The 22,558-nt window shown below is 51.9% G+C and carries 18 protein-coding genes; 15 read left to right on the top strand and 3 right to left on the bottom strand.

All coding sequences use genetic code 11. The annotated features are described in order from the left end of the window. Positions 1 to 426 precede the first annotated feature (426 nt). The 15 genes from PHQ97_10570 (at position 427) to PHQ97_10500 (ending at position 20,837) form a co-directional block, all read left to right on the top strand. Positions 427 to 2,661, top strand: a complete 2,235-nt coding sequence (locus PHQ97_10570; GenBank protein ID MDD4393177.1) for a vitamin B12-dependent ribonucleotide reductase — start codon at positions 427 to 429, stop codon at positions 2,659 to 2,661. An 89-nt stretch (positions 2,662 to 2,750) separates the two neighbouring features. Next, positions 2,751 to 3,188, top strand: a complete 438-nt coding sequence (locus PHQ97_10565; protein ID MDD4393176.1) for a DedA family protein — start codon at positions 2,751 to 2,753, stop codon at positions 3,186 to 3,188. 434 nt (positions 3,189 to 3,622) lie between these two features. Then, positions 3,623 to 5,032, top strand: coding sequence for an ammonium transporter (locus tag PHQ97_10560; protein ID MDD4393175.1), 1,410 nt, complete (start codon positions 3,623 to 3,625; stop codon positions 5,030 to 5,032). Between the two features lie 341 nt (positions 5,033 to 5,373). Next, positions 5,374 to 7,020: an ATP-binding cassette domain-containing protein gene (locus tag PHQ97_10555; GenBank protein ID MDD4393174.1), complete on the top strand. Its 1,647-nt coding sequence runs from the start codon at positions 5,374 to 5,376 to the stop codon at positions 7,018 to 7,020. 436 nt (positions 7,021 to 7,456) lie between these two features. After that, entirely contained in the window at positions 7,457 to 8,122 is a 666-nt protein-coding gene (locus PHQ97_10550) for a hemolysin III family protein (GenBank protein MDD4393173.1), read from the top strand. Positions 8,123 to 8,238: 116 nt separating this feature from the next. Further along, on the top strand, positions 8,239 to 8,865 hold the full coding sequence (locus tag PHQ97_10545) for a hypothetical protein (protein MDD4393172.1): 627 nt from the start codon (positions 8,239 to 8,241) through the stop codon (positions 8,863 to 8,865). A 21-nt stretch (positions 8,866 to 8,886) separates the two neighbouring features. Continuing rightward, complete coding sequence (locus tag PHQ97_10540; protein MDD4393171.1) at positions 8,887 to 11,289, top strand: homocysteine S-methyltransferase family protein; 2,403 nt, start codon at positions 8,887 to 8,889, stop codon at positions 11,287 to 11,289. 647 nt (positions 11,290 to 11,936) lie between these two features. Next, entirely contained in the window at positions 11,937 to 12,452 is a 516-nt protein-coding gene (locus tag PHQ97_10535; GenBank protein ID MDD4393170.1) for a YfcE family phosphodiesterase, read from the top strand. 47 nt (positions 12,453 to 12,499) lie between these two features. Beyond that, on the top strand, positions 12,500 to 13,642 hold the full coding sequence (locus PHQ97_10530) for an MFS transporter (GenBank protein MDD4393169.1): 1,143 nt from the start codon (positions 12,500 to 12,502) through the stop codon (positions 13,640 to 13,642). Positions 13,643 to 13,684: 42 nt separating this feature from the next. Beyond that, complete coding sequence (locus tag PHQ97_10525) at positions 13,685 to 14,233, top strand: HD domain-containing protein (protein MDD4393168.1); 549 nt, start codon at positions 13,685 to 13,687, stop codon at positions 14,231 to 14,233. A 327-nt stretch (positions 14,234 to 14,560) separates the two neighbouring features. Continuing rightward, the gene (locus PHQ97_10520; protein MDD4393167.1) at positions 14,561 to 15,766 is read left to right on the top strand and encodes an NAD(P)/FAD-dependent oxidoreductase; all 1,206 of its coding nucleotides are present in this window, start codon (positions 14,561 to 14,563) and stop codon (positions 15,764 to 15,766) included. Between the two features lie 361 nt (positions 15,767 to 16,127). Beyond that, entirely contained in the window at positions 16,128 to 16,901 is a 774-nt protein-coding gene (locus PHQ97_10515) for an SDR family NAD(P)-dependent oxidoreductase (GenBank protein ID MDD4393166.1), read from the top strand. 624 nt (positions 16,902 to 17,525) lie between these two features. Next, positions 17,526 to 17,798, top strand: a complete 273-nt coding sequence (locus PHQ97_10510; GenBank protein ID MDD4393165.1) for an RNA-binding protein — start codon at positions 17,526 to 17,528, stop codon at positions 17,796 to 17,798. A gap of 487 nt (positions 17,799 to 18,285) precedes the next feature. Further along, positions 18,286 to 19,986, top strand: coding sequence for a 2-oxoacid:acceptor oxidoreductase subunit alpha (locus PHQ97_10505; GenBank protein MDD4393164.1), 1,701 nt, complete (start codon positions 18,286 to 18,288; stop codon positions 19,984 to 19,986). Continuing rightward, positions 19,983 to 20,837 carry a thiamine pyrophosphate-dependent enzyme gene (locus PHQ97_10500; GenBank protein ID MDD4393163.1) on the top strand — a complete coding sequence of 285 codons (855 nt, stop codon included), beginning with the start codon at positions 19,983 to 19,985 and terminating at the stop codon, positions 20,835 to 20,837. Before PHQ97_10505 ends, PHQ97_10500 begins: the two co-directional genes overlap by 4 nt. Before the next feature lie 11 nt (positions 20,838 to 20,848). On the opposite strand, the gene PHQ97_10495 is transcribed toward PHQ97_10500, so the two are convergent. The 3 genes from PHQ97_10495 to PHQ97_10485 form a co-directional block, all read right to left on the bottom strand. Continuing rightward, positions 20,849 to 21,196 (bottom strand): response regulator, encoded by a 348-nt coding sequence (locus PHQ97_10495; protein MDD4393162.1) that lies wholly within the window; start codon positions 21,194 to 21,196, stop codon positions 20,849 to 20,851. A gap of 35 nt (positions 21,197 to 21,231) precedes the next feature. After that, positions 21,232 to 21,651: a hypothetical protein gene (locus PHQ97_10490; GenBank protein MDD4393161.1), complete on the bottom strand. Its 420-nt coding sequence runs from the start codon at positions 21,649 to 21,651 to the stop codon at positions 21,232 to 21,234. Positions 21,652 to 21,808: 157 nt separating this feature from the next. Continuing rightward, positions 21,809 to 22,540, bottom strand: coding sequence for a response regulator transcription factor (locus PHQ97_10485; GenBank protein ID MDD4393160.1), 732 nt, complete (start codon positions 22,538 to 22,540; stop codon positions 21,809 to 21,811). Positions 22,541 to 22,558 lie beyond the last annotated feature (18 nt).

The following is a 22,558-nucleotide window of genomic DNA, read 5'->3' as shown; positions in this document are numbered from 1 at the left end:
TATAACCTGTTGATAAGTTATGGGGCCTGTGCAGGACGCTTTTTTCGGAAGTATGCGGTAACGCGTCGCAATGGTGTATATCAGTTGAAGAAACGGTAATTCTGATGGAAAATAAAAAAAACCGTTAAGTGGCATTGCCCTGCAGTTTCGGGTACGGGGCTGGTTCGGGCAAAAATCTTGACAATCTCCACATGGTGTGGTTTGAACAGTCTTTGTTTCCATATGTTGGGTTGAAGCTTGATTTCTTCTTCAGGCATGGGGTGAAACTATCCCCCCACCCGGCATTTTGTATTTTCAGGATTTATATGTGAGCCCAACTCCAGCTGGACAGGTTCCGGATTCCACCGGGCAGGCGCGGAAGCATCTGAAATCAATCGTTTTCTGTCAGGTATAATATACAGTAAAAAAATTCAAGAGGGTACAGGAATGACCAAAAAAGTCGGATCAGCAGATCTGCCGTTGTCAAAAAATGCAATAACCGTTCTGAATCGTCGCTATCTGAAAAAAGACAACGAGGGCAGAACTCTGGAAACGCCTGCGGACATGTTTCGGCGGGTGGCAAAAACCATCGCTTCGGCCGAGACGCTGTTGGGAACCGGACAGGATGCAGGCGGCCTTGAGGAAAAATTTTATCAGGCGATGGTCTCTCTGGCGTTTTTGCCCAATTCTCCCACGCTGATGAATGCCGGACGTGAACTCGGACAGCTTTCGGCCTGTTTTGTCCTGCCGGTCGCAGACTCCATGGAAAGTATTTTCGAGGCCATCAAGCATACCGCCTTGATTCATAAAAGCGGTGGCGGAACGGGATTTTCCTTTTCCCGCATCCGCCCGGCCAACGATGTGGTCCAATCGACCAGCGGAGTGTCATCCGGGCCCCTGTCCTTTATGAAGGTGTTTGACATCGCCACGGAAACGATCAAGCAGGGCGGCACCCGGCGGGGAGCCAATATGGGTATTTTACGTGTGGACCATCCCGACATCATGGATTTTATCATGTCCAAACGTGATCAGACGGTCCTGACCAATTTCAATATTTCCGTCGGTTTGACCGAGCAGTTCATGGAAGCGGTGGATAACGACAGTGAATACAGCCTGATCAATCCCCGCAACGGTAAAGCGGTCAAAAAGCTTTCAGCCCGAAAGGTGTTTGACAATATTATCGACATGGCCTGGTCCAACGGTGAACCGGGCATTATTTTTCTCGATCGTCTGAACCGTGATAATCCGACACCCCATGTGGGGCAGATTGAAAGCACCAATCCCTGTGGAGAGCAGCCGCTGCTGCCCTATGAATCATGTAACCTTGGTTCGATCAATCTGGCGGTGATGGTCAGTGGCAATGAAGTCGACTGGGACAGGCTGCGCGACATGGTTCGTCTGGCGGCCCGGTTTCTGGATAATGTCATTGAGGTCAATCAATACCCCCTTCCGCAGATCGACGAGATGACCCGCGCCAATCGCAAAATTGGCCTTGGCGTTATGGGATGGGCAGACATGCTCATCTGTCTTGGCATCCCCTACAACAGCCTGCAGGCGATCCAGCTTGGTGAGAAGGTTATGGCATTTATCACGGATACAGCCCGAAAAATGTCTGTGGAGCTGGCTGCCGAGCGGGGACCCTTTCCGAATTTTTCCGGCAGTATCTTTGATCAGCATAACGCCGAACCAATCCGAAACGCTACCAGTACAACCATTGCACCGACAGGTACGATCTCCATTATCGCCAATGCCTCCAGCGGTATTGAACCGTTGTTTGCCGTCTCATTTGTACGTCAGGTGCTCGACAATGACATCCTGGTCGAAGTGCATCCCTTATTTGAAAAAATTGCAAAAGAACAGGGATTTTATTCGCCTGAACTCATGAAAAAAATTGCCGAAAACGGTTCGATTGCCAACATGGATGAGCTTCCCGAGAATATCCGAAAGCTGTTTGTGACGGCCCATGACATCAGGCCGGAGGATCACATCCGCATGCAGGCCGCTTTTCAGAAATACACCGATAACGCCGTTTCCAAAACGGTTAATTTCAGAAGCGGGGCCACCCGCGAAGATGTTTCCACCGTCTACCGGCTGGCCTGTAAACTTGGCTGCAAGGGCGTCACCATCTATCGGGATGGCTCACGCAACCGGCAGGTTCTTTCTGTCAGGAAAACCGATGCGGCCGGAGCAGCGCCCGAAAAAGCCCTGCCGATGGAAGCCCATAAGGCCGGACGCAAGCGGGAACGGCCGCGGGTCCTTAAAGGGGCCACATATCAAATGGAAACGGGCTGCGGGTCTTTGTATGTCACCATCAATGAAGATGACAGAGGGCTGTTCGAGCTGTTCACTACCATGGGTAAAGCTGGCGGATGTGCCGCTTCTCAGTGCGAGGCGATGGGGCGTCTGATTTCCCTGTCCTGGCGATCAGGGGTTCAGGCGCGGCAGACGGTCAAACAGCTGATCGGCATCACCTGCCACAAGTCTGCCGGATTTGGCGATAACCGCATCACCTCCTGTGCCGATGCAGTAGCCAAGGCCATCCAGCGGCACATGCTGCCCGGGGGAGAGGCCCCGGACCGGTTTGTCTCTAACGGGGGCGCCTGCCCCGATTGCGGAGGCCCGGTCGAGTACGAAGGCGGATGCTGCGTCTGCCGTGTGTGCGGATATTCCGAATGCGCGTGAGCCGGACATTTCCGTACATCGTTCAAAGCGGCGGCATTTCAGTGAGGGCAAATTCCCTGTCCTGTCACGATGGCGGGTCAGTTTGACCTATGGATATTTTTTTCGAGTATGGATATGTCGGGCTTTTCATTTCTTCGTTTCTGGCCGCAACCCTGCTGCCGGGCAGCTCGGAAATTGTCCTCAGTCTGTTATTGCTGAACCATTCAGATCCGCTTTTCGCCGTTTGCGTGGCGACATTCGGCAATGTTCTGGGTTCGGTGGTAAACTACGGCGTTGGCTTCAGGGGAAGTTATCTGCTGTTCAGAAAATGGCTGGGGTATTCCGAAAGGGATATCCTGGCGGCTGAACAGCGGTTTGCCAGATACGGCGTGTTGGGACTGCTCCTGGCGTGGGTGCCGGTGATCGGAGATCCGCTGACGGTCGTGGCAGGGATTTTGAAAATACATTTTGGTCTGTTTCTGGCGCTGGTGACGGTTGGAAAGCTGGCGCGGTATATTGTCCTTGCCGTATCGGTGCTGTCGCTTTAGCAGGCGGTTGAAAAACAGCCTTATTCCCCTCCCTTTTTGAAAACTCACAGTGAATCCAACCCGTTTTTTATCCCTCGTTGATGATTCTCCTTTGTTTCATCTTTTGCGTCCTCCTTTGTCCGCATTTTTATCTCTTACGAAGTCATTTTACGAAACCCTCGCCCCCCCGATCTGATTTCCGGGGAGGATGCCAATCAGAGATTTTTTTTGTGACAATTTAGTCGGGCGGGTATTATGTATATACAAAAATGTAGGTTTTGATGTTCCGCCCTGAAAATCCGAATTTATAGAAAAGTCTTAAAAAACAGTCATGTATAAAAATTCGAGCTCAGTTTGGCTGTTTTGGCACCCGCATTGCAACATCAATGTGTTACAAAATTGTGAAATTTGATAAAGAGACATTGCCAAAAAAAACAATGAGGAGAAATAACGCCATGAAACGAATTTTATTGTCCTTTGCTTTGTTTGCCATCGGGGTATCCTTTTCCTGGGCAGGTGACGGTGCCCCGACACCCGAATCCAATAAAGCAGCCATCGATCTGGTTCAAAGCCATGTCGATTACGTGTGGACTCTGATTGCCGCGGCGCTGGTGTTTTTTATGCAGGCCGGATTTGCCATGGTGGAAGCCGGGCTTACGCGGGCGAAAAATGCCATCAATATCATGATGAAGAATCTGATGGATTTTTCAGTGGGGTCGATCGCATACTGGGCCCTGGGCTTCGGCCTGATGTTCGGGGTATCGAAAACCGGGTGGTTTGGGACCACGGGCTTTTTCCTGAGTGATTTCAGCATCGGGGGGGATCCCTGGGTCCTTGCGTTCTGGATGTTTCAGGTCGTTTTTGCGGCGACGGCGGCCACCATCGTGTCCGGCGCCATGGCCGAGCGGACGAAATTTACCGGATATCTGGTGTACAGCGTGGTCATCAGCGCATTGATTTATCCGATTTTCGGCAGCTGGGCATGGGGCGGGCTGTTCAACGGCGGCGGGTGGCTGGAAAAGCTCGGTTTTATTGATTTTGCCGGATCGACCGTGGTGCATTCGGTAGGTGGATGGGCGGCGCTGGCCGGTGCCATTGTGCTGGGTCCCCGGATCGGAAAATACACCAGAGATGGAAAAATCAAGCCCATACTGGGGCATAACCTGCCTCTGGCCGCCCTGGGGGTTTTTATTCTGTGGCTGGGCTGGTTCGGATTTAACCCGGGTTCGACCACCGCTGCCAATAAAGATATCGCCATGATTTTTGTGAACACGAATCTGGCGGCCGCTGCCGGCTGTATTCTGGCCATGGTGGTCTCCTGGATCAAGTTCGGAAAACCGGAAGTGGGCATGAGCCTGAACGGTGCGCTGGCAGGCCTGGTGGCCATTACCAGCCCCTGTGCAAGCGTATCTCCGCTCAGTGCGGTGGTCATCGGTGCGGTTGCCGGTATTCTGGTGGTGCTCTCGGTTCTGTTTTTTGATCATATCCGCATCGATGATCCGGTCGGGGCCATCTCGGTTCACGGCGTCAACGGCGCCTGGGGAACGCTGGCCGCCGGGCTCTTCAATATGGGTGGCACGTCTCTGCATATCATCGGCGTTCAGGTGCTGGGGATTGCCGCCTGCTTTGTGTGGGTATTTCCAACCGCGTTTCTGGTATTCAAGCTGATCCAGCACACCATCGGTCTGCGCGTTTCGGCAGAAGAAGAACTCGAAGGCCTGGATGTGGCCGAACACGGCGGTCATGCGTACCCGGATTTTGAAGTGTCCTCTCATGGCGGCATGCGGGTGTCGGAAGGAAGCCCGGGCCAGCCGGCGATCGATGCCCTTCGGCACTATAATCTCAATCCCGCCAAGCCGATATAGTAGATTGTTTGTCGTTTCCCTCCCAATAAAGGCCGTTATCAGTGATTTAAAGTTTTCCCTCCCGGCCTGTCGGATCAGCTAATCGGTCCGGCAGGCCGCCCCCCCTTTTTCCAGGGGCTCACTTAAAATTGCGAACTTGTTTCTGAGCGAACCCTAAACATAAAAATAAAAAATTCGGGGTCAGACTCAGATTTTAATCCTGTTTTTTGGCGGGCACGGGCCGTCGGTTTTCGTGAAAAAAAGGATTGTCATTGAGGGGGCAATGGTGATAAAATGCAGAACATTATGTGAGCCACAGGGATCACCCCTGTGGTTTTTTTTATAAAAAGGAAATCAGACGTATGATCAACGCAACCAACGTCACCCTCTCCTACGGCAAGAGGGTGCTTTTCAAGGACGTAAATATAAAGTTTGCTCCGGGTAACTGCTACGGGCTCATCGGCGCCAATGGCGCAGGCAAATCAACTTTTTTAAAGATACTCGCAGGCGATGTGGAGCCGGATCAAGGGGAAATTTCGATGGGTCCGGGAGAGCGGATGGCCGTACTGAGGCAGGATCATTTTGCATTCGACGAGGAGACGGTCATCAACACCGTCATTATGGGGCACAAACGCCTTCATGAATTGATGGCCGAGCGGGAGGCCATCTACGCGAAGGCCGAGTTTACTGAGGCGGACGGGATTCGCTCCGGGGAACTGGAGATGGAATTCGCGGAGTTGAACGGGTACGAGGCAGAGGCGGAAGCGGCGGTACTCCTGAAGGGTCTCGGCATCCCCGAGGCGCTTTGCCAGAAGAAAATGAAGGAACTCGAGGGCGGGGAGAAGGTCAGTGTGCTTCTTGCACAGGCCCTGTTCGGCAACCCGGACGTGCTGCTTCTGGACGAGCCGACAAACCACCTGGATTTAAAGTCCATTGGTTGGCTGGAGGAGTTTCTTTTCCGGTTTAAAAACACCGTTATCGTTGTCTCCCATGACCGGCGTTTTCTCAACCAGGTCTGTACCCACACGGCAGATATCGATTTTGGGGCGATCCGGGTCTACGCGGGAAACTATGACTTCTGGTATCAGGCAAGCCAGCTTGTCCTGAAGCAGAAGCAGAACGAAAACCGAAAGACCACGGACAAGGCAAATGAACTGAAGGCGTTCATCCAGCGTTTCAGCTCAAACGCGTCCAAGGCCAGGCAGGCAACATCGAGGAAAAAACTTCTGGAAAAGCTTACCCTGGAGGATATGCCGGTCTCTTCGAGAAAGTATCCGTTCATTGTTTTTAAGCCCGAACGTCCATGCGGAAATGTCATTCTGGAAATAGAGGGACTGTCCAGGGCAATAGACGGTGTGCCGGTTTTGAAAGATCTGGATCTGACGGTAAACAGCGGGGACAAGATCGCCTTTGTGGGTGGCAACAGTCTTGCCAAGACGACCCTTTTCCAGATTCTGGCAGGGGAACTGGAGCCGGACAGCGGAAGCTTTCGATGGGGGACGACCATCTCTTACGCCTGCTTTCCGAAAGAAAACAGCGCGTATTTTAACAACGACTTGAACCTGCTTCAGTGGCTCGGCCAGTTCATTCCGCCTACGGAGGGTGAGAGCTTTTCCAGAGGGTTTCTGGGGAGAATGCTCTTTTCTGGGGAGGAAGTGTTTAAGAAAACGAGAGTGCTTTCCGGCGGGGAGCGGGTCCGCTGCATGTTTTCCAGAATGATGCTTACGGGCGCCAATGCCCTGATCATGGATGAGCCGACCAACCACCTGGACCTGGAATCGATTACCTCTCTGAATGACGCGCTCATCTCATTTCCCGAGGTGGTGCTGTTCTGCTCGCATGACCATGAGCTGGTATCCACCGTAGCGAACCGGATTGTGGAGATCACTCCCGGCGGCGTGATAGACCGGGTGATGGGCTTTGACGAGTATCTGGAAGATGGGGATGTGGCGAGGATCAGGAATGAGCTGTGCGGCCTCACCGAAGGGGGCACCCGTTTAGCCTCTTAACGCAGTTCAAAGGCGGTGCCATTTGAGCGATGCATTGATAAACCGGAGATGGGCTGTCCCCGCAGTACATCGATGTGTGCCAATGAGTCGTTTTTGCAATCTGTCAGATACGTTCGGACACTGCCCGATGTCATTTTACAGCGGATGCCGTCAAAGGAAGAATAAACCCCTTGAAAACGTTACGATCAGATCCGGTAATCCTGCCCTTGACGAGATTTGAAAAACTTTCTATAAGTTGATTCATGGGTCACCTTCTGTGCGGTTTGATGGTGATTGTGCCTCCATCTTCAGAGGGGCTCAATGGTCAGGCATTGAAGCCATCCGGCAAAGGAGGAGGGTCAAGCCGTTCAATATGAAAGACCCTTCAAAAAAGTTGAGGTAAATTATCATAAATTCGGACGCTCAACGATGTCAGGTAAAAAAATGAGGTCAAATCATGATCGCAGAAATCAGCCGGCCCAGATACAGTCTGGGCGAGGAGATTGCCAACAGCGTGACGCACGGTGTGGGTGCCGTGCTGTCGATTGCCGGACTGGCCGTTCTGGTCACCTTCGCATGCCTTTACGGAAACGCCTGGCACATTGTCGCCTGTAGCGTGTTCGGGGCCACCCTGGTTCTTTCCTACACCGCATCTACGCTGTATCACAGCATACAGCTGCCCGGAGCCAAGCGGGTGCTTCGGATTCTGGACCATTCGGCCATTTATCTTCTGATCGCCGGAACTTATACCCCGTTCATGCTGGTAAACCTGAACGGACCCTGGGGCTGGTCCCTGTTGGGGGCCATCTGGGGACTGGCGATTCTGGGGATTGCCTTTCAGTCGACGGTGCTTTGCCGGTGGGCCTCCGTGTCGTTGGCGCTTTACGTAGCCATGGGCTGGGCGGTCGTGATCGCCATTAAACCCCTGCTGGCTTCGGTTGCTACGGGCGGACTGGTGCTCCTGATTCTGGGAGGCATGGCGTATACCGCCGGGGTCGGGTTTTATGTCTGGCGGCGGCTGCCCTATAACCACATGATCTGGCATGTTTTTGTACTGGCCGGCAGCGTCCTGCATTTTTTTGCCGTTCTTTTCTACGTTATTCCTATAGCAGGGGGTGCTTGAACGGGCCTTGCGCATGCGGCATGTCGTCCCATCAACCCGTTGTGCAACAAGTCCGTTGACCTGGGACCGGTTCCCGCTTTTCCTTCCCCCTCAGCTGTTCCAGAAAGGACCTCGCGATGGTCTCTGTCGTATATTTCAATTCAATTCCCATAAACGCGCCGAAGCGGAAAATTTACCGGCGTCTCGGATATCGGGAGGGCGTGACGCTTGTGGGTGAGCAGCGGGGTCGGGAGATAGACGGTTATATCGATGATGCCAGCCAGCTGATTGACCTGAAGGGTGCTGCGTTGAGGATTCCGGTTACAAAGCGGATTGCGTCCGAAATGACACTGGCTGATGGTACGGTCTTTCAAAGCGAACAGCTGGTAAGGGTGCTCAAAAATTGTGATGAGATCGTTGTCATGTGTGTGACCGGAGGCCGGCGGATTATTGAGGCCATCGGGAGGGATACGGAGACGGAAAACCTTTCCCGTGCCGTGGTACTTGATGCGGCAGCCAGCGAAATCGTTGATGAGGCCCTTGAATGGATCATTGAATATTGGAATCGTCAGCTCCGGAGAGAAAATAGGGGATTACCGAAAAAACGGTTTTCGGCCGGTTATGGTGATTTTTTACTGGAAAATCAGAAAATAATTTACGAGATGCTGCATCTTGACCGAATCGGGATTCTCATTACCGGAAGCTGTGTGCTTATTCCCGAAAAATCAGTTACCGCAGTTGCGGGGATCGAACAAAAATCGTGAGATGAAAAGAGGAACGGATCATTGAATAAAAAGACTGCAATCACAGAACACTTGCAACATAATATATTCATCCTTGATGGCGCCACAGGAACCGAGTTTCAGAAACGGGGGATGCCAACCGGTGTATGCCCCGAAATGTGGTGCATCGAAAATGCCCGGGTCGTTCAGGCCGTTCATTCCGATTATCTGAAAGCCGGCGCTGATATTATTTATACCAGCACCTTTGGCGCCAACAGAATAAAGCTGGGACAGTACGGGGTGACCGATATTGTCGAAGTGAACAGAAAACTGGCCGGCATTGCCAGAAAGACAGCGGGCGATGAACGATTGGTTGGCGGGGACATCGGCCCGACAGGCCGCTTTGTCGAGCCTTTCGGGGATCTTGGCTTTGAAGAGGCGGTAGATATTTTCAAGGAACAGGCCAGGGGGCTTCTTGAAGGCGGTGTGGATCTTTTTGCTATCGAAACCATGATGGATATCCAGGAGGCCCGCGCCGCATTGCTTGCCGTCCGGGAACTGACCGACGCCTTTGTCATCGTCACCATGACCTATGAAAAAGACGGACGCACCCTCAACGGGACTGATGCGCTGAGCGCGTTGATCACCCTGCAGAGCCTTGGTGCCGATGCGGTGGGGTGCAACTGTTCGACCGGGCCACTGGAAATGATCAAACTGATCGCCACCATGAAACCCTATGCCACGGTTCCCCTGGTAGCCAAGCCCAATGCCGGCATGCCGCAATTGATCAATGATCAGACCGTCTTTGGTATGAGCCCTGAAGCATTTTCCTCGTATGGCAAAAGCTTTGTGGCCGAGGGAGTGAATTTTCTGGGAGGGTGCTGCGGAACGACACCGGAGCATATCCGGGCCTTGAAACAGAAACTGGCTCAAGGCCGGCCGATCCTGCCGGTCCGGCAGTCGATCAGCGCGGTTTCATCGGCGCGCAGGACCGTGCTGCTTGAGAAAAATCGACCGGTCCGGATCGTCGGGGAGCGGATTAATCCAACCGGAAAAAAGAAATTGCAGAAAGAGCTGCTTGCCGGGAATATGAATATCGTCCGGCAGATGGCACGGGATCAGGAAAAAAGAGGGGCGGATCTGCTCGATGTCAACATGGGGGTTCCCGGGCTTAACGAGACAGCGGCGATGAAAGAGGCGATCCGCCTGTTGGCGACCGCATCGTCACTGCCGCTGGTAATCGATTCCTCGAATATTGAAACCATTGAAACCGCCCTTCGCCTATATCCCGGTCGGGCGCTGATTAATTCTATTTCCGGCGAAGAAAAAAAGATCAGGGAGCTGATTCCTGTCGCCGCCCGGTACGGGGCCATGTTTATCCTTCTTCCGCTGGCAGATAAAGGGGTACCGGAGACCGCGGAAGAGAGAATCGGGATTATCCGCCGCGTATTTCGGGAAGCTGAAAAATATGGTTTTACCAGAGAGGATGTGGTGGTCGATGGCCTGGTGATGACGGTTTCATCCGATGCCCGTGCGCCGCAGGAGACCTTGAAAACGGTTGAATGGTGCGCTCGGGAATTCGCAAGTCACACCATTTTGGGGCTTTCCAACGTATCGTTCGGAATGCCGGAAAGAAAATGGATCAATTCCGCCTTTATGGCAATGGCCGTATCCAAGGGGCTTACCATGGCAATTGCCAATCCAGAGGCCGAGGAGCTGATGCACATGAAGGCGGCCAGTGATGTCCTGGCCAACCATGATCCGGATGCCGCTGCTTACCTGGCCCGTTTTGCAGGTGTATCCAAAGAAAAAGGTTCGCACCGGTCTGTTGAAAATCTGCTGACGCCGGCTGAAAAAGTGTCTGAGGGTATTCTGGAAGGAAACCGAGAGCAGATTGAACCGGTCCTTGAAGAGGCCCTTGGCATGGGGCAGACGGCCTCGTCTCTGGTGCATGATATCATGATCCCCGCCATAACGCGGGTGGGCGATTTATATGATAAAAAAACATATTTTCTTCCCCAGCTCATTGCCAGTGCCGAGACCATGAAAAAAGGCATCGCGTTTCTCGATCCTTATCTGAAGGTAGACAACTCTTCGGAAAGCAAAAAGGCGCGTCTGATCATTGCGACCGTTGAAGGGGATATTCATGACATCGGGAAAAATATCGTGGCGCTCATGCTGAGAAATCACGGTTTTGAGGTGCTCGATCTGGGGAAAAATGTCCCGACGGAAAAAATCATAGCAGAAGCAAAGCGGTTCCGTCCGGATATTATCGGGCTTTCTGCCCTGATGACGACCACAATGGTCAATATGAAAAAAGTGATCGAACTGGCCGGTCGGGAAGGGCTTGAATGCCGGTTCATGGTCGGTGGAGCCGTTGTCACCGAAGCATACGCCGGCTCGATCGGTGCCCATTATGCCAGAGACGGCGTGGCTGCCATCCGGGTAGCAGAAAAGCTTCTTTAAGGACTCTGCCTGCCCGACGACGTCTGCCTTTTCAAATGGTGTTTTATCTTCGAAATCTCGGCTTCCGGGAGCCTGTTTCCCGGTAGCCGGGGTATTGAATTAACGCCCTTCGGGCGGATTAAAGAGCGTTATCGCTTAAAGAGCACTTTGTTTAAGAAAAAAGACAAAAAACAAGAAGCTTTTATCTTAAAATCTTCCTCAAGAACGCAAAGCTCCCGGCCTTCAAATTGGTCACGATGCATCGTGCCTCTCACCGATAGCAATCAGGTTTTTTCTTTTTAATTCTCTGTGAACGCTGTGTGCTCTGTGGTTAAAAAGAGGTTTTAAATAAAATTTCGTGTCTGAATCAGCAACAGCTCCCTTTCCTGTTTTTAACCACGAAATACACAAAAAACAAAGAACGATTCGCGCTGATCCGCGTAAATCAGCGGCAAAAAATGAAAATTCCTATACTATCAAGGTAGCCGATGCCCCCGAGAGACTCCATCGACAGGGTGATATGACGCCTGCTGGGAATCTATAATGCATTGTAGCAATCCATCGCATATTTTTCCCCTCAGCCGGTTTCAGACCGGAAATATTCGTTTATCAAACGCATGATTTTTGATAGGTATGATAGAATTTATTGACAAGGCTGGGGGAGGCACATGTCCAGATTGCTGATTACCGGTGATATTCACGGCAGTTACCACACGTGGCAGCGGTTTAAAGAGATGATCATTCCGGAGGATACCATCGTTATCACCGGGGATCTGTTTGATACCCGGTGCGGCCGCAGGCAGAATTTCGATTTTCAGCCGGAACAGATACGAGATGAATTTGCCGGTCTGGCCAATCCGAAATACATTGTATACGGCAATTGCGACGAGGAATCGTTTTATCCTCAACAAGGTTATTCCTGCTTATTTTATTTTAATGGCAAAACGATTTTGCTGCGTCATGGACATGTAAAAGACAGTTTCAGTGCTGATATCGATGTGGTGATTCAGGGCCATACGCATGTTGGCAGGCTTGAAAAAACGGGGGGTATCATATTCTTAAATCCCGGTTCCATGGCGTTTCCGAGAGATGGCGTGGCCAGTTATGCGCAAATCGATCCGGATGAAATTTGTTTGATTCGTTATAAAACCGGCGCTGTTCAGAAGCGGATGAAGCTTGCGTGAAGGGGATGAAAAACAGTTGAAATTTTAACGGTACCGGTTGAGTGTTTATGAGAGAAAAATTTCAGGCCGGCAATGTAATTCTGATCTCCATTGCCCATATGGTTCATGATATCTATTCATCGTTTCTTGCACCGATCCTTCCGCTTTTGATTGAAAAACTGGGAATGACGTATACAATGGCAGGTTTTTTATCGGTCGCCCAGAGGCTTCCGGCGTTGTTGAATCCCTTTGTCGGGGTCATTGCCGATAAAGTGGGCCCGCGGTATTTTATCATTGCGGCGCCTTCCGTAACGGCCGTTTCCATGAGTCTTATGGGGGTTGTTCCCAGTTATACCATTCTGGTGGTCCTCCTGTTTGTCATGGGGTTGAGTTCGGTTATGTTACACGTCCCCGGGCCGGTCATGATCAGAAAGGTGGCCGGAGAAAGTATCGGCAAAGGGATGAGTTTTTACATGGTGGGAGGCGAGATCGCAAGGACTCTTGGCCCGCTTGTGATCCTGGGAGCCGTTTCGTTCTGGGGGCTTGAGGGCACCTGGCGGCTGATCCCCTTCGGGCTTGCCGCGTCTGCCATATTGTATGTCAAAATCAGGAAAATCAGAATTTCGGATGAATTCAAAAGGATCGATGAAAAAAACAACGGGAAAAAAGAAACCTTCATGGCGTTTTTGCCGCTTTTTTTAAAACTCTCCGGCATAACATTTTTTGCTTCGGTGATGAAAGGCGCTCTGACCACGTTTCTTCCAACCTATATCATCTCAACGGGCGGATCATTATGGCTCGGTGGTATATCTCTTGTGGTCCTGCAGGCTGCCGGGGTGGTCGGTGCATTTTGCGCCGGCACTATGTCGGACCGGTTCGGCAGGAAAAAAGTCCTTGTGACCGTGTCTATATTATCCCCTGTGCTGATGGGGCTGTTCATGGCGGCCGATACGATTTTTGCCATGCCGCTTCTGATTCTGCTCGGTATAACGGTTATTTCCACCGGCCCGGTCATACTCGCCGCCGTCAATGAGCGGAAAAGCGACTATCCGTCCTTCATCAACGGGATTTATATGACCATCAGCTTTATGGTCAGCGCGCTTACCGTCATGCTTACCGGTTACCTGGCGGACATATACGGGCTTGAGGTGACATTCAGACTTTCCGCGGGGCTTGCCCTGATTGCCATTCCGTTTGCCGTAAAGCTGTAGTCGGATCAGGCTCATGCGCCAGCGCAGGGATAAATCAATGCTATGAAACATTCAAATATGCTGCAATTATTCCGGTGGGCGGGAAAGCTTAAAACAATCCGGCGAACCGGTTGGGTCAATAACGGTATTCGGGATGCTGAATCCGTAGCCGATCACACATTCCGGGTTGCGTTCATGGCCATGATGCTGGCCGGAGAAATGGGGCTCGATCCGCTCAAACTGGTGCAGATGAGCCTGATTCATGATCTGGCGGAAACAAAAGTCGGTGATATCACCCCGTTTTGCGGTGTCAGTAAAACGGAAAAAAGACGCCGGGAGCAAATTGCCCTGGAAGAATTGCTGAAGGATATAGACGAAGGCGTCGCCTGGTTAGCGCTGTGGAATGAATATGAGGATCAGCATACCGCCGAAGCGGTTGCGGTCAGGAATATCGACAAGCTTGAAATGGCCATTCAGGCGGTGGAATATAGTTCCGGGTACCCGGATAAAGATCTGCAGGCATTTGTCTCAGCGGCCGGAAGCCATATTTGGCTGCCGGTAATCAGCGATCTGCTTGACGATTTGATTGACTCATCCGGGAATAAAAAATAGGGCTTGATCATAACTGCGGACACAATGTCACGGGGTCCGTCCCGCCCATTGCCGGCTTCTCCAGCACGATCCGGGGGATGCCGGGCCCATGAAGCTAAAGCGCAAAAACTCGGCACGCCTCAAACAGTTTGCGCTTCTTAACGCTTCATGGCCCCGACATCTTTTCCCCGGATCGCGCATGTCGTACGCCGGCAACGGGCGGGACTCAGAGGCTACGCACGGCAAAATATGGCCGCAGTTATGATCAAGCCCAAAAAATAAAACAAATCGGGGGGATCTTCCCGGTCGGGGCATCGGTTGCCTGAATTTTTGGAAGCAGGGGGGCGTTTGATCCATTTTGATGTCATCATCGTAGGTGCAGGTGCTTCCGGCCTGATGTGTGCTCTTACTGCGGGCCGGCGGGGGCGGCGGGTGCTGGTCGTCGACAGCAGCGATACGGCGGGTAAAAAACTTCTGATGTGCGGGGGCGGACGCTGTAATTTTACGAATCGGTTCGTTGCGCCGGACGGTTATATTTCGGCCAATCCGCATTTCTGCAAATCCGCGTTAGCCCGCTATACCCAGTGGGATTTTATTGCAATGGTGGAAAAGCACGGCATCTTTTATCACGAACGGGAGCATGGCCAGCTGTTCTGCAATGATTCCGCCGGAGATATTCTTGCCATGTTACTGGCCGAATGCAGTCAGGCCGGCGTCAGTATCCGGACCCGATGCAGGATAATGTCGGTTGATGCGATTGAAAAAAAAGACAGAGGAGCGGGCCGCTTCATGCTGGCAACCGATCAGGGAAAGCTGGCCGCAGATTCTCTGGTGGTTGCAACCGGAGGCCTTTCCATTCCCGAGATCGGCGCCAGCGGCTACGGGTATGATTTGGCCAGACAGTTTGGCATGCCGGTAGTGCCAACCCGTGCAGGTCTGGTGCCGTTTACCTTCAGTGGCTCCTTCAGGGAGGTTACCGGCCGGCTGTCCGGCATTGCGCTGGAGGCTGGGTTGCGTGCGGGCAATAAGAGGTTCCGTGAAAACGTGCTGTTTACCCATCGCGGTCTGAGCGGACCGGCGGTGTTGCAGCTGTCCAGTTACTGGCAGCCCGGAGATTCCATCCTGATGGATGTATTGCCCGGAACCGATCTGGCGAAGTGGCTCAAATTGCAGAAGCAGCATCACCCGAAATCTCTGCTGCGCAATCTGCTGGCACAGCGACTGCCCAAACGCCTGACTCTGGAACTGGAGGCTTTTTTCTGGCAGCCATGGGCGGATCAGCCGATAGCCGGGCTGCCGGATTCCGTGTTGCGCCAGGTTGCACAGGGACTGAGCCGCTGGCAGTTAAAGCCGTCAGGCACGGAAGGCTACCGGACCGCCGAGGTCACGGTGGGCGGGGTGGATACCGGGGGGCTGTCCTCCAGAACCATGGAGAGCAGGACCCGGCAGGGACTTTATTTTATCGGGGAAGTCGTCGATGTCGCGGGGCATCTGGGCGGCTTTAACCTGCAGTGGGCCTGGTCATCCGGATTTGCTGCCGGGCAGTTTGTCTGAAAGGCTCAGTTGCTTAACATGTTTGCGGGCTTCGTGTGAGATAAATTTTATCACGATGTTGATTTTTTAAAATGCGATACTCATTGGTAATTATATTTTATATCAATACGTTACGACGTATGCCAGGAACGCTGAGTTTGCTGACAGCGGCCGATCGTAAATTCGTGTTGATGTGATAACCAGGGCTTGAACATAACGTCGGCCATATCTCCGTACATATAGTGGCTCCGTCCCGCCCGTTCCCGGTTTCTCCAGCGCGATCCGGGGGATGCCGGGAACAGGCGGGGCTCCGAAGTTGCATTTCAGAGCGATGGCCCAAGTTATGATCAAGCCGATAACCGTTCGAAACAAAAGGAGATTTATGATGAACAGACTGGCAGGAAAAACCGCTCTGATTACGGGCGCAAGCTCCGGGATAGGTCAGGCATGTGCCGAGTTGCTGGCAGCGGATCGCGTGAATTTGATCCTCGTGGCAAGAAGAGAGGATAGATTGATCCGCCTGAAAGAAAAGCTGCTGAAAACACACGATATAAACGTAACCCTGGTTCAGTGCGATGTGAGCCGCAAAGATGACGTCGCGCTCAAATTCAACGAGATTACCCGAAATCACACCATTGATATTCTGATCAATAATGCCGGCCTGGCTGCCGGACTGGAAAAAATGGATGAGGGGCGTATTGATGACTGGGAAGCCATGATCGATACCAATATCAAGGGGGTTTTGTATGTGGGCAAAGCCGTTATTCCTCAAATGAGAAAAAACAACAGCGGGCATATCGTCAATCTCGGCAGCATTGCCGGAGAAATGGCGTATCCGGGCGGTAATGTGTATTGCGCGACAAAAGCCGCCGTAAAAATGCTGAACGATGCATTAAACATAGATCTGGTGGGTACGAATATACGGGTATTCAATATCTGCCCCGGTGCGGTCAATACGAATTTTTCAATGGTACGATTCAAAGGGGATCAAAAACGGTCAGATGGCGTGTATGCGGGGTATGAGCCGTTGACTGCAAATGATATTGCCGATTTAATTGTGTATGTATTGAATGCGCCGGCGCATGTGAACATTCAAAGTGCCGTCATCATGCCGACGAGTCAGAGAAATTCGTATGTTCTGCACAGAAATACATAGGGGCCCCGGTTTCCCTCTTGTGGAAGTGATCCGGCATCAGGCTGTTTTTGAAACAGCAGATGTTTCGGTAACCATTGCGGCTGACGAGTGCAACTGTTTTTTGAGGCTGCTGCCATCAGACGATACGACGATGGGAGGTGTAAATCTTGCCAGGGATCGCACAGAGGAATTGAACGAAGCGGGATGGCGGAACGATAACTTCCCGGAACACAGCATTTGACAACCGTTCTTTCATGAGCTATGTTAAGGTAAGTTTTCATCGGAGGTGTTCAACCTGGCCCGGAAGTTTCAGTATTCAGACCGAAGGGCTTTTAAGTCAGCATTGGTACTGATGCGTGGCGAAAATTTGGCGACAGGTTTTTTTCACCAAACGAATCCGTTTCAGTTCTCCTTGTGGTATTGAGCAATTAACAGCCTATCTGACTTCAACATGATCCCTTGAGACATGGGCCTTTACAATTGCGTTCAGCGTTATATCCATATTATTAATATTTAATTTTTATGGCAGTCATGCGCCATATGAACTGGCCAATGGTTGGCCGTCCGCTATCGATCGACTCATCTGTACAGCCGGTTTGGTGATAGCGTCAATTCGATCGAAATATATTTTTTTGGGGGTGCGATATGAATATCTATGTTGGGAATCTGTCCTATGGCGTAACAGAAGATGACTTGAAAGAAGCGTTTTCCCGGTTTGGTGAAGTTTCCAGCGTCAGCATCATAACGGACAAATTTTCCGGTCAGTCAAAAGGATTCGGCTTTGTTGAAATGCCGGATAATTCAGAAGCCGATCAGGCGCTTAAAGCCCTGAACGGGAGCGATCTTAAAGGACGCGATATCAAAGTCAATCAGGCGGAACCGCGCACTAAACGCCCGCAGCGCAGACCGCGATATTAGATACCCGAAAAATCAGGGGCGTCCGGCAAGGGGCGTCCCTTCCATACTGTTTTTTCCGCGAATATCTCCGAAAAGCACCTTCTGCTCATCTTAAATGCCCTTGCAGTTCTATCTCCCCGGATTGCACATCTGTGTAACATCATTCAAGGATGCGATTCCCGAGCCAGGGGGTTTTTTCGGGTGTCTGTTTTTTGTTGATCGTCTCCGAATCCATCTGTTACACTATGCTGGACAACAACCGAAATCCAGCCCTATCCTCATATTCGTCCCTTCTGCCATGAAGATTTCAGGGCCCCGGCAAAAAATATACGGTCTTGCCTGTCTTTTTATCCGTTTTTTTTGCGTTGTATCTCAGCGTACATATGGCAAAAATATGCACGCTTTAATACGCCGTGAATGCCCTGTACCATTAAACGTGTCAGATCCGGTCATTATATGGGATCCTTTTTCCCTGTAACGTCCGGTATTACAATGAAAGGAAACAGCCATGGAGGTTAATATCCGCATTGCGGGAGCCGCAGGCCAGGGGATACAGACGGCTGCCGGTCTTCTGGGTAAAGCGCTGACGCGCAGCAATTTATTTGCATATGCCTATACGGATGCTGAGTCCCGGATTCGCGGCGGGTTGAATTTTACCCATATCCGCTGCAGTCGTGAACCGCTGGCCGGAGTGACAAACCGGATTGATATCCTGGTCGCCCTTTCAAAGGAGGCGCTTTCAGCATTTGAGGAATTGATGACAGAAAAAAGTCTTGTTGTTGCCCCGCAAAGCTGGCCTCATCCACACCGGGTTCCGGCGGCAATCGGTAAACTGGCTGAGCAGGCCGGTTCGGAGGCCGTCAGCGGGACAGTTTCTATCGCGACGGCCTGGAAGATTCTGGGACAGGCACCAGGGATTCTGGAGACCTTGATTCGGGAACATTTCGCATCGAAAAAAAATGTGTTAGCGCAGAATTTAAAGGCCCTTAACCTGGTATTTGATTCGAGTCAACAGATACCCGGGGCAGCGTATTTTCATCTTCCGCCTGCATCCTCAACCGGGACCGGGCGGATGTGGATCTCGGGCCATGAGGCGGTATCGCTGGGCGCAGTAGCCGGTGGCGTGACATTTGTGACCGGGTATCCCATGAGTCCGGCAACCAGTATCCTCATCAATATGGCGCAGTGGCACAGGCAGCTGGAGGTTATTGTCGAGCAGGCGGAAGATGAAATTGCCGCCATCAATATGGTGGCCGGCGCATCCTATGCCGGGGCCCGGGCCATGACGGCCACGTCCGGCGGCGGGTTTTCCCTGATGGTGGAAGGACTGTCGCTTCTCGGAATGATCGAGTATCCGGCGGTCATCGTACTGGCACAGCGACCGGGGCCGGCCACAGGGCTGCCGACGCGAACCGCTCAGGGAGATTTGAACTTTGTCAGGCATGCCGGCCATGGAAGTTTTCCCCGGGTGATCATCGCTCCGGGCAATATTTCAGAATGCTTTGACATGACGGCCCTGGCGTTTGATATCGCCGAACAATATCAGGTTCCGGTATTTGTCATGACGGACCAGCTGCTTCAGGACAGCCAGACAACGATGGCGCCTTTTGCGGTGGGACATCTTCCGAAACGTCGGCATATCATGTCTCCCGAGGCGTTAACCTCGCTGACCGGCTATCGGCGTTATGCCCGGACAGAATCCGGAGTATCTCCTCTGGCCGCACCCGGGGATTCCCGGCACGTGGTGGTGGTGGATTCAGATGAGCATGATGAAGCGGGACATATCACTGAAAGCGCCCGTATCGCTGATGAGATGGCACAAAAACGCCTGCAAAAAGGCAAAACCTTGATGGAGGCGTCGTGGAAAAACCGGCTGGTTGGACCGGTGGACGGTCGTCCCCTGGTGGTTGGCTGGGGCAGCAGCCTTGAAACGCTCAAAGAGGCTGTATCCCGATTGAATGCTGAAGGGCTGAAGGTTGCTCATTTTCACTTGAGCTGGCTGTGGCCGGTTCAGGAGCAGATGATCCGGCAGCCGGTTCAGGCCGCCTCCCGGCTGATCGTGGTGGACCACAGCGTTGACGGCGGCCTGGGGGCGTATCTGAGAGAGGTGGCATTGCGGGCGCCCGATGCCGTGATCAGCCGGCGGGATGGCCGGCCGTTTTCAGTGGATGAGCTGTACGGAAAACTCAGAGCGGAGGTTATCGAATGAGTGATATAAAGGCTTTTGATAACGATGTCGACATTGCCTGGTGTCCCGGGTGCGGGAATTTTCCGATTCTCGGCGCGGTGAAACAGGCGCTGGCCGGACTGGATCTTTTGCCGCATCAGGTGTTGATATGCACCGGCATCGGGCAGGCGCCCAAGCTGCCGCACTATATGCAGGTCAATACATTTAACGGGCTTCACGGGCGTGAGGTGGCGGTCGCGGTGGCGGCAAAGCTGGCCGCACCGGATTTAACGGTGCTGGTGCATGCCGGCGACGGCGGGGCCTATGCCGAAGGCGGGAACCATTTTCTGCACGCCATCCGCCGTAACATTGACATCACCCTGGTGGTTCATGACAATCATTATTTTGCGCTGACCAAAGCCCAGGCCTCCCCGACCACTTCTCAGGGGGTGGTTACGCGGTTTAATCCGGAAGGGGTTGCCGCCATGCCGCTGAATCCCCTGGCGCTGGCCATTTCACAGTCATGCGCATTTGTAGGGCAGGCGACTTCTGCCCGTCCGGATCATCTGGCGGATCTTCTGATGAAGGCCATCGCCCACAAGGGATTTTCCTTTATCAATGTGCTTCAGCCCTGTGTGAGCTGGGATCATGTCCGCACGTATGAGTATTACAGGGAGCGCTGCTATGAGCCGGGATCAGATTATGACGCGTCTGATCGTCTCAAAGCGATGGAGCTGGTGACGCGGGCCGAAGAAAGATATCCTGTCGGGGTGATCTACACTCAACAGCGACCGGAATATTCAGATCAGACCACATCTCACGTGACACTGCCCCTGAGACGACGGGAGGTAAATCCGGACGCCGCTGTTTCGCTGTTTTCCCGTTTTCAGTAAGGGCCGGGGCCCTAACTGCCGTTGACCACAAATGTTTCAACAATACTGAACAGGTCCTTCAGGCCGAAGGGTTTGGTAAGGAAGGCATCTGCTCCCAGTCGGCTGGCGGCTTTCTGCCTGTCTGCTGACTCCGACATGAGGATAATTTTTTTTTGAGGATATTTCGTCTTTATGGCCGTGAGCAGCTCCAACCCGTCCATGCCCGGCATATCCGTATCCGTGATGATGATATCCAGATGATTTTGACATTCAATATATGCGCAGACACTGTAACCGTCATTGAATGACAAAATTTCTCTGTTGACGCAGTACATCAATGTGGTGACGATTAAATCCCTGGTGAGCCGGTCATGATCCACTACCGCAATTTTAACATTCTCTACAATAAGTCACCTCACGCTACTTTCAGGAATTGCAGCGGATTGATCGGGCTTTCAAAGCCAATTTTTTTGCAGATATAGTCAATATTGTCTTCAATGGCTTTTGTCCTGAAAGTGCCAACCGGAAATGCTTCAGCCAGTGCGTTAGCCATTAAAGCCAGAAGATTGATCCGTTGATACAGGAAATAATCGATATATATTTCGTGATTATGGCAATGCTCGGAATGACTGGCAGAAAATTTGCCAAACCAGTTCATCGAATCCCGGGCGACATATTCAGCATTACATATCAATGCTTCTTTACGGTATTTCCCCTGAGGAAAGCTCTTTAATTCGGCACGGGTCATGATAATCAGCAGTTTGAGCCTGGCTATAAAAATGTCGTAGGGGGTCATCTTTCCTGACTGACCGGATGACGATCCAAGCAATACCATAATCGGTCCTTTTTACATAAACGAAAGCGGACTTTGGATTTTATTCAGTAAACCGGAGTAAATATAGTTATACTAGTAAATAAGTGAAAAGAATTCTGCTGTCAAGAGATTAGTTTTTGATTTTAACATCGTCAGGACAGCCGGCTGGTTTCTGTTTCTACTCATGGTCGAATATATAGCCTACAGATCGGCAGCTTTTAAAGAAGACGGGGGCCTTGGGGTCTTTTTCAAAATATTTTCTGAATCGGACGATAAAATTGTCTATGGTCCGGGTCTGGGTATTCCGGGCATATCCCCATCCGACTTCCAGCATGGCTTTTCTCGACAGCGGCTTTCCCCGGTTGGTGATAAAGAGTTTGAGAAGCTTCATTTCCTGTTCTGTCAGATCCACTTCTCCGCACTGGCAATGGGCTTTGCCCGTATCAAAATGGATACGGTTTTCTCCGAATATATAGGGGCTTGATCCGGATGCGTTCTCCGGATACCGGGCATTCTGATGCTGTCGATACCATGCGGATCTGGTCAGAAGCCGCTCCACCCGCAGCAGAAATTCCTCAAGGTTAAAGGGTTTGGACAGGTAGTCATCGACGCCGGATGCAAATCCTTTGATTTTGTCCTCCGTATCGCTTTTTGCGGATAAAATCAGAATCGGAAGCCGTTCATCTTCAAGCCGGATATTTTTCAGTACGGATATGCCATCAATACAGGGCAGCATGATATCCAGGACAATGAGATCCGGCTGCCACGATTTCCATTGCTGTAAGCCGGATACTCCGTCCGGAGCGATTGCAACCTCATACCCCTGAAGTTCCAGATTTAATTTCAAGCCATCCGCGATGTGGGCTTCATCTTCGATAACCAGTACACGGTTTGGTCTGGTATTGTTCATGCGTTTTCCTTAAGGCGG

The organism is Desulfobacterales bacterium, from assembly GCA_028704555.1.
Taxonomy (GTDB): Bacteria; Desulfobacterota; Desulfobacteria; order Desulfobacterales; family JAQWFD01; genus JAQWFD01.
Note: the sequence above shows the minus strand (reverse complement) of the source record. Positions and strands in the feature narration are given on the sequence as shown.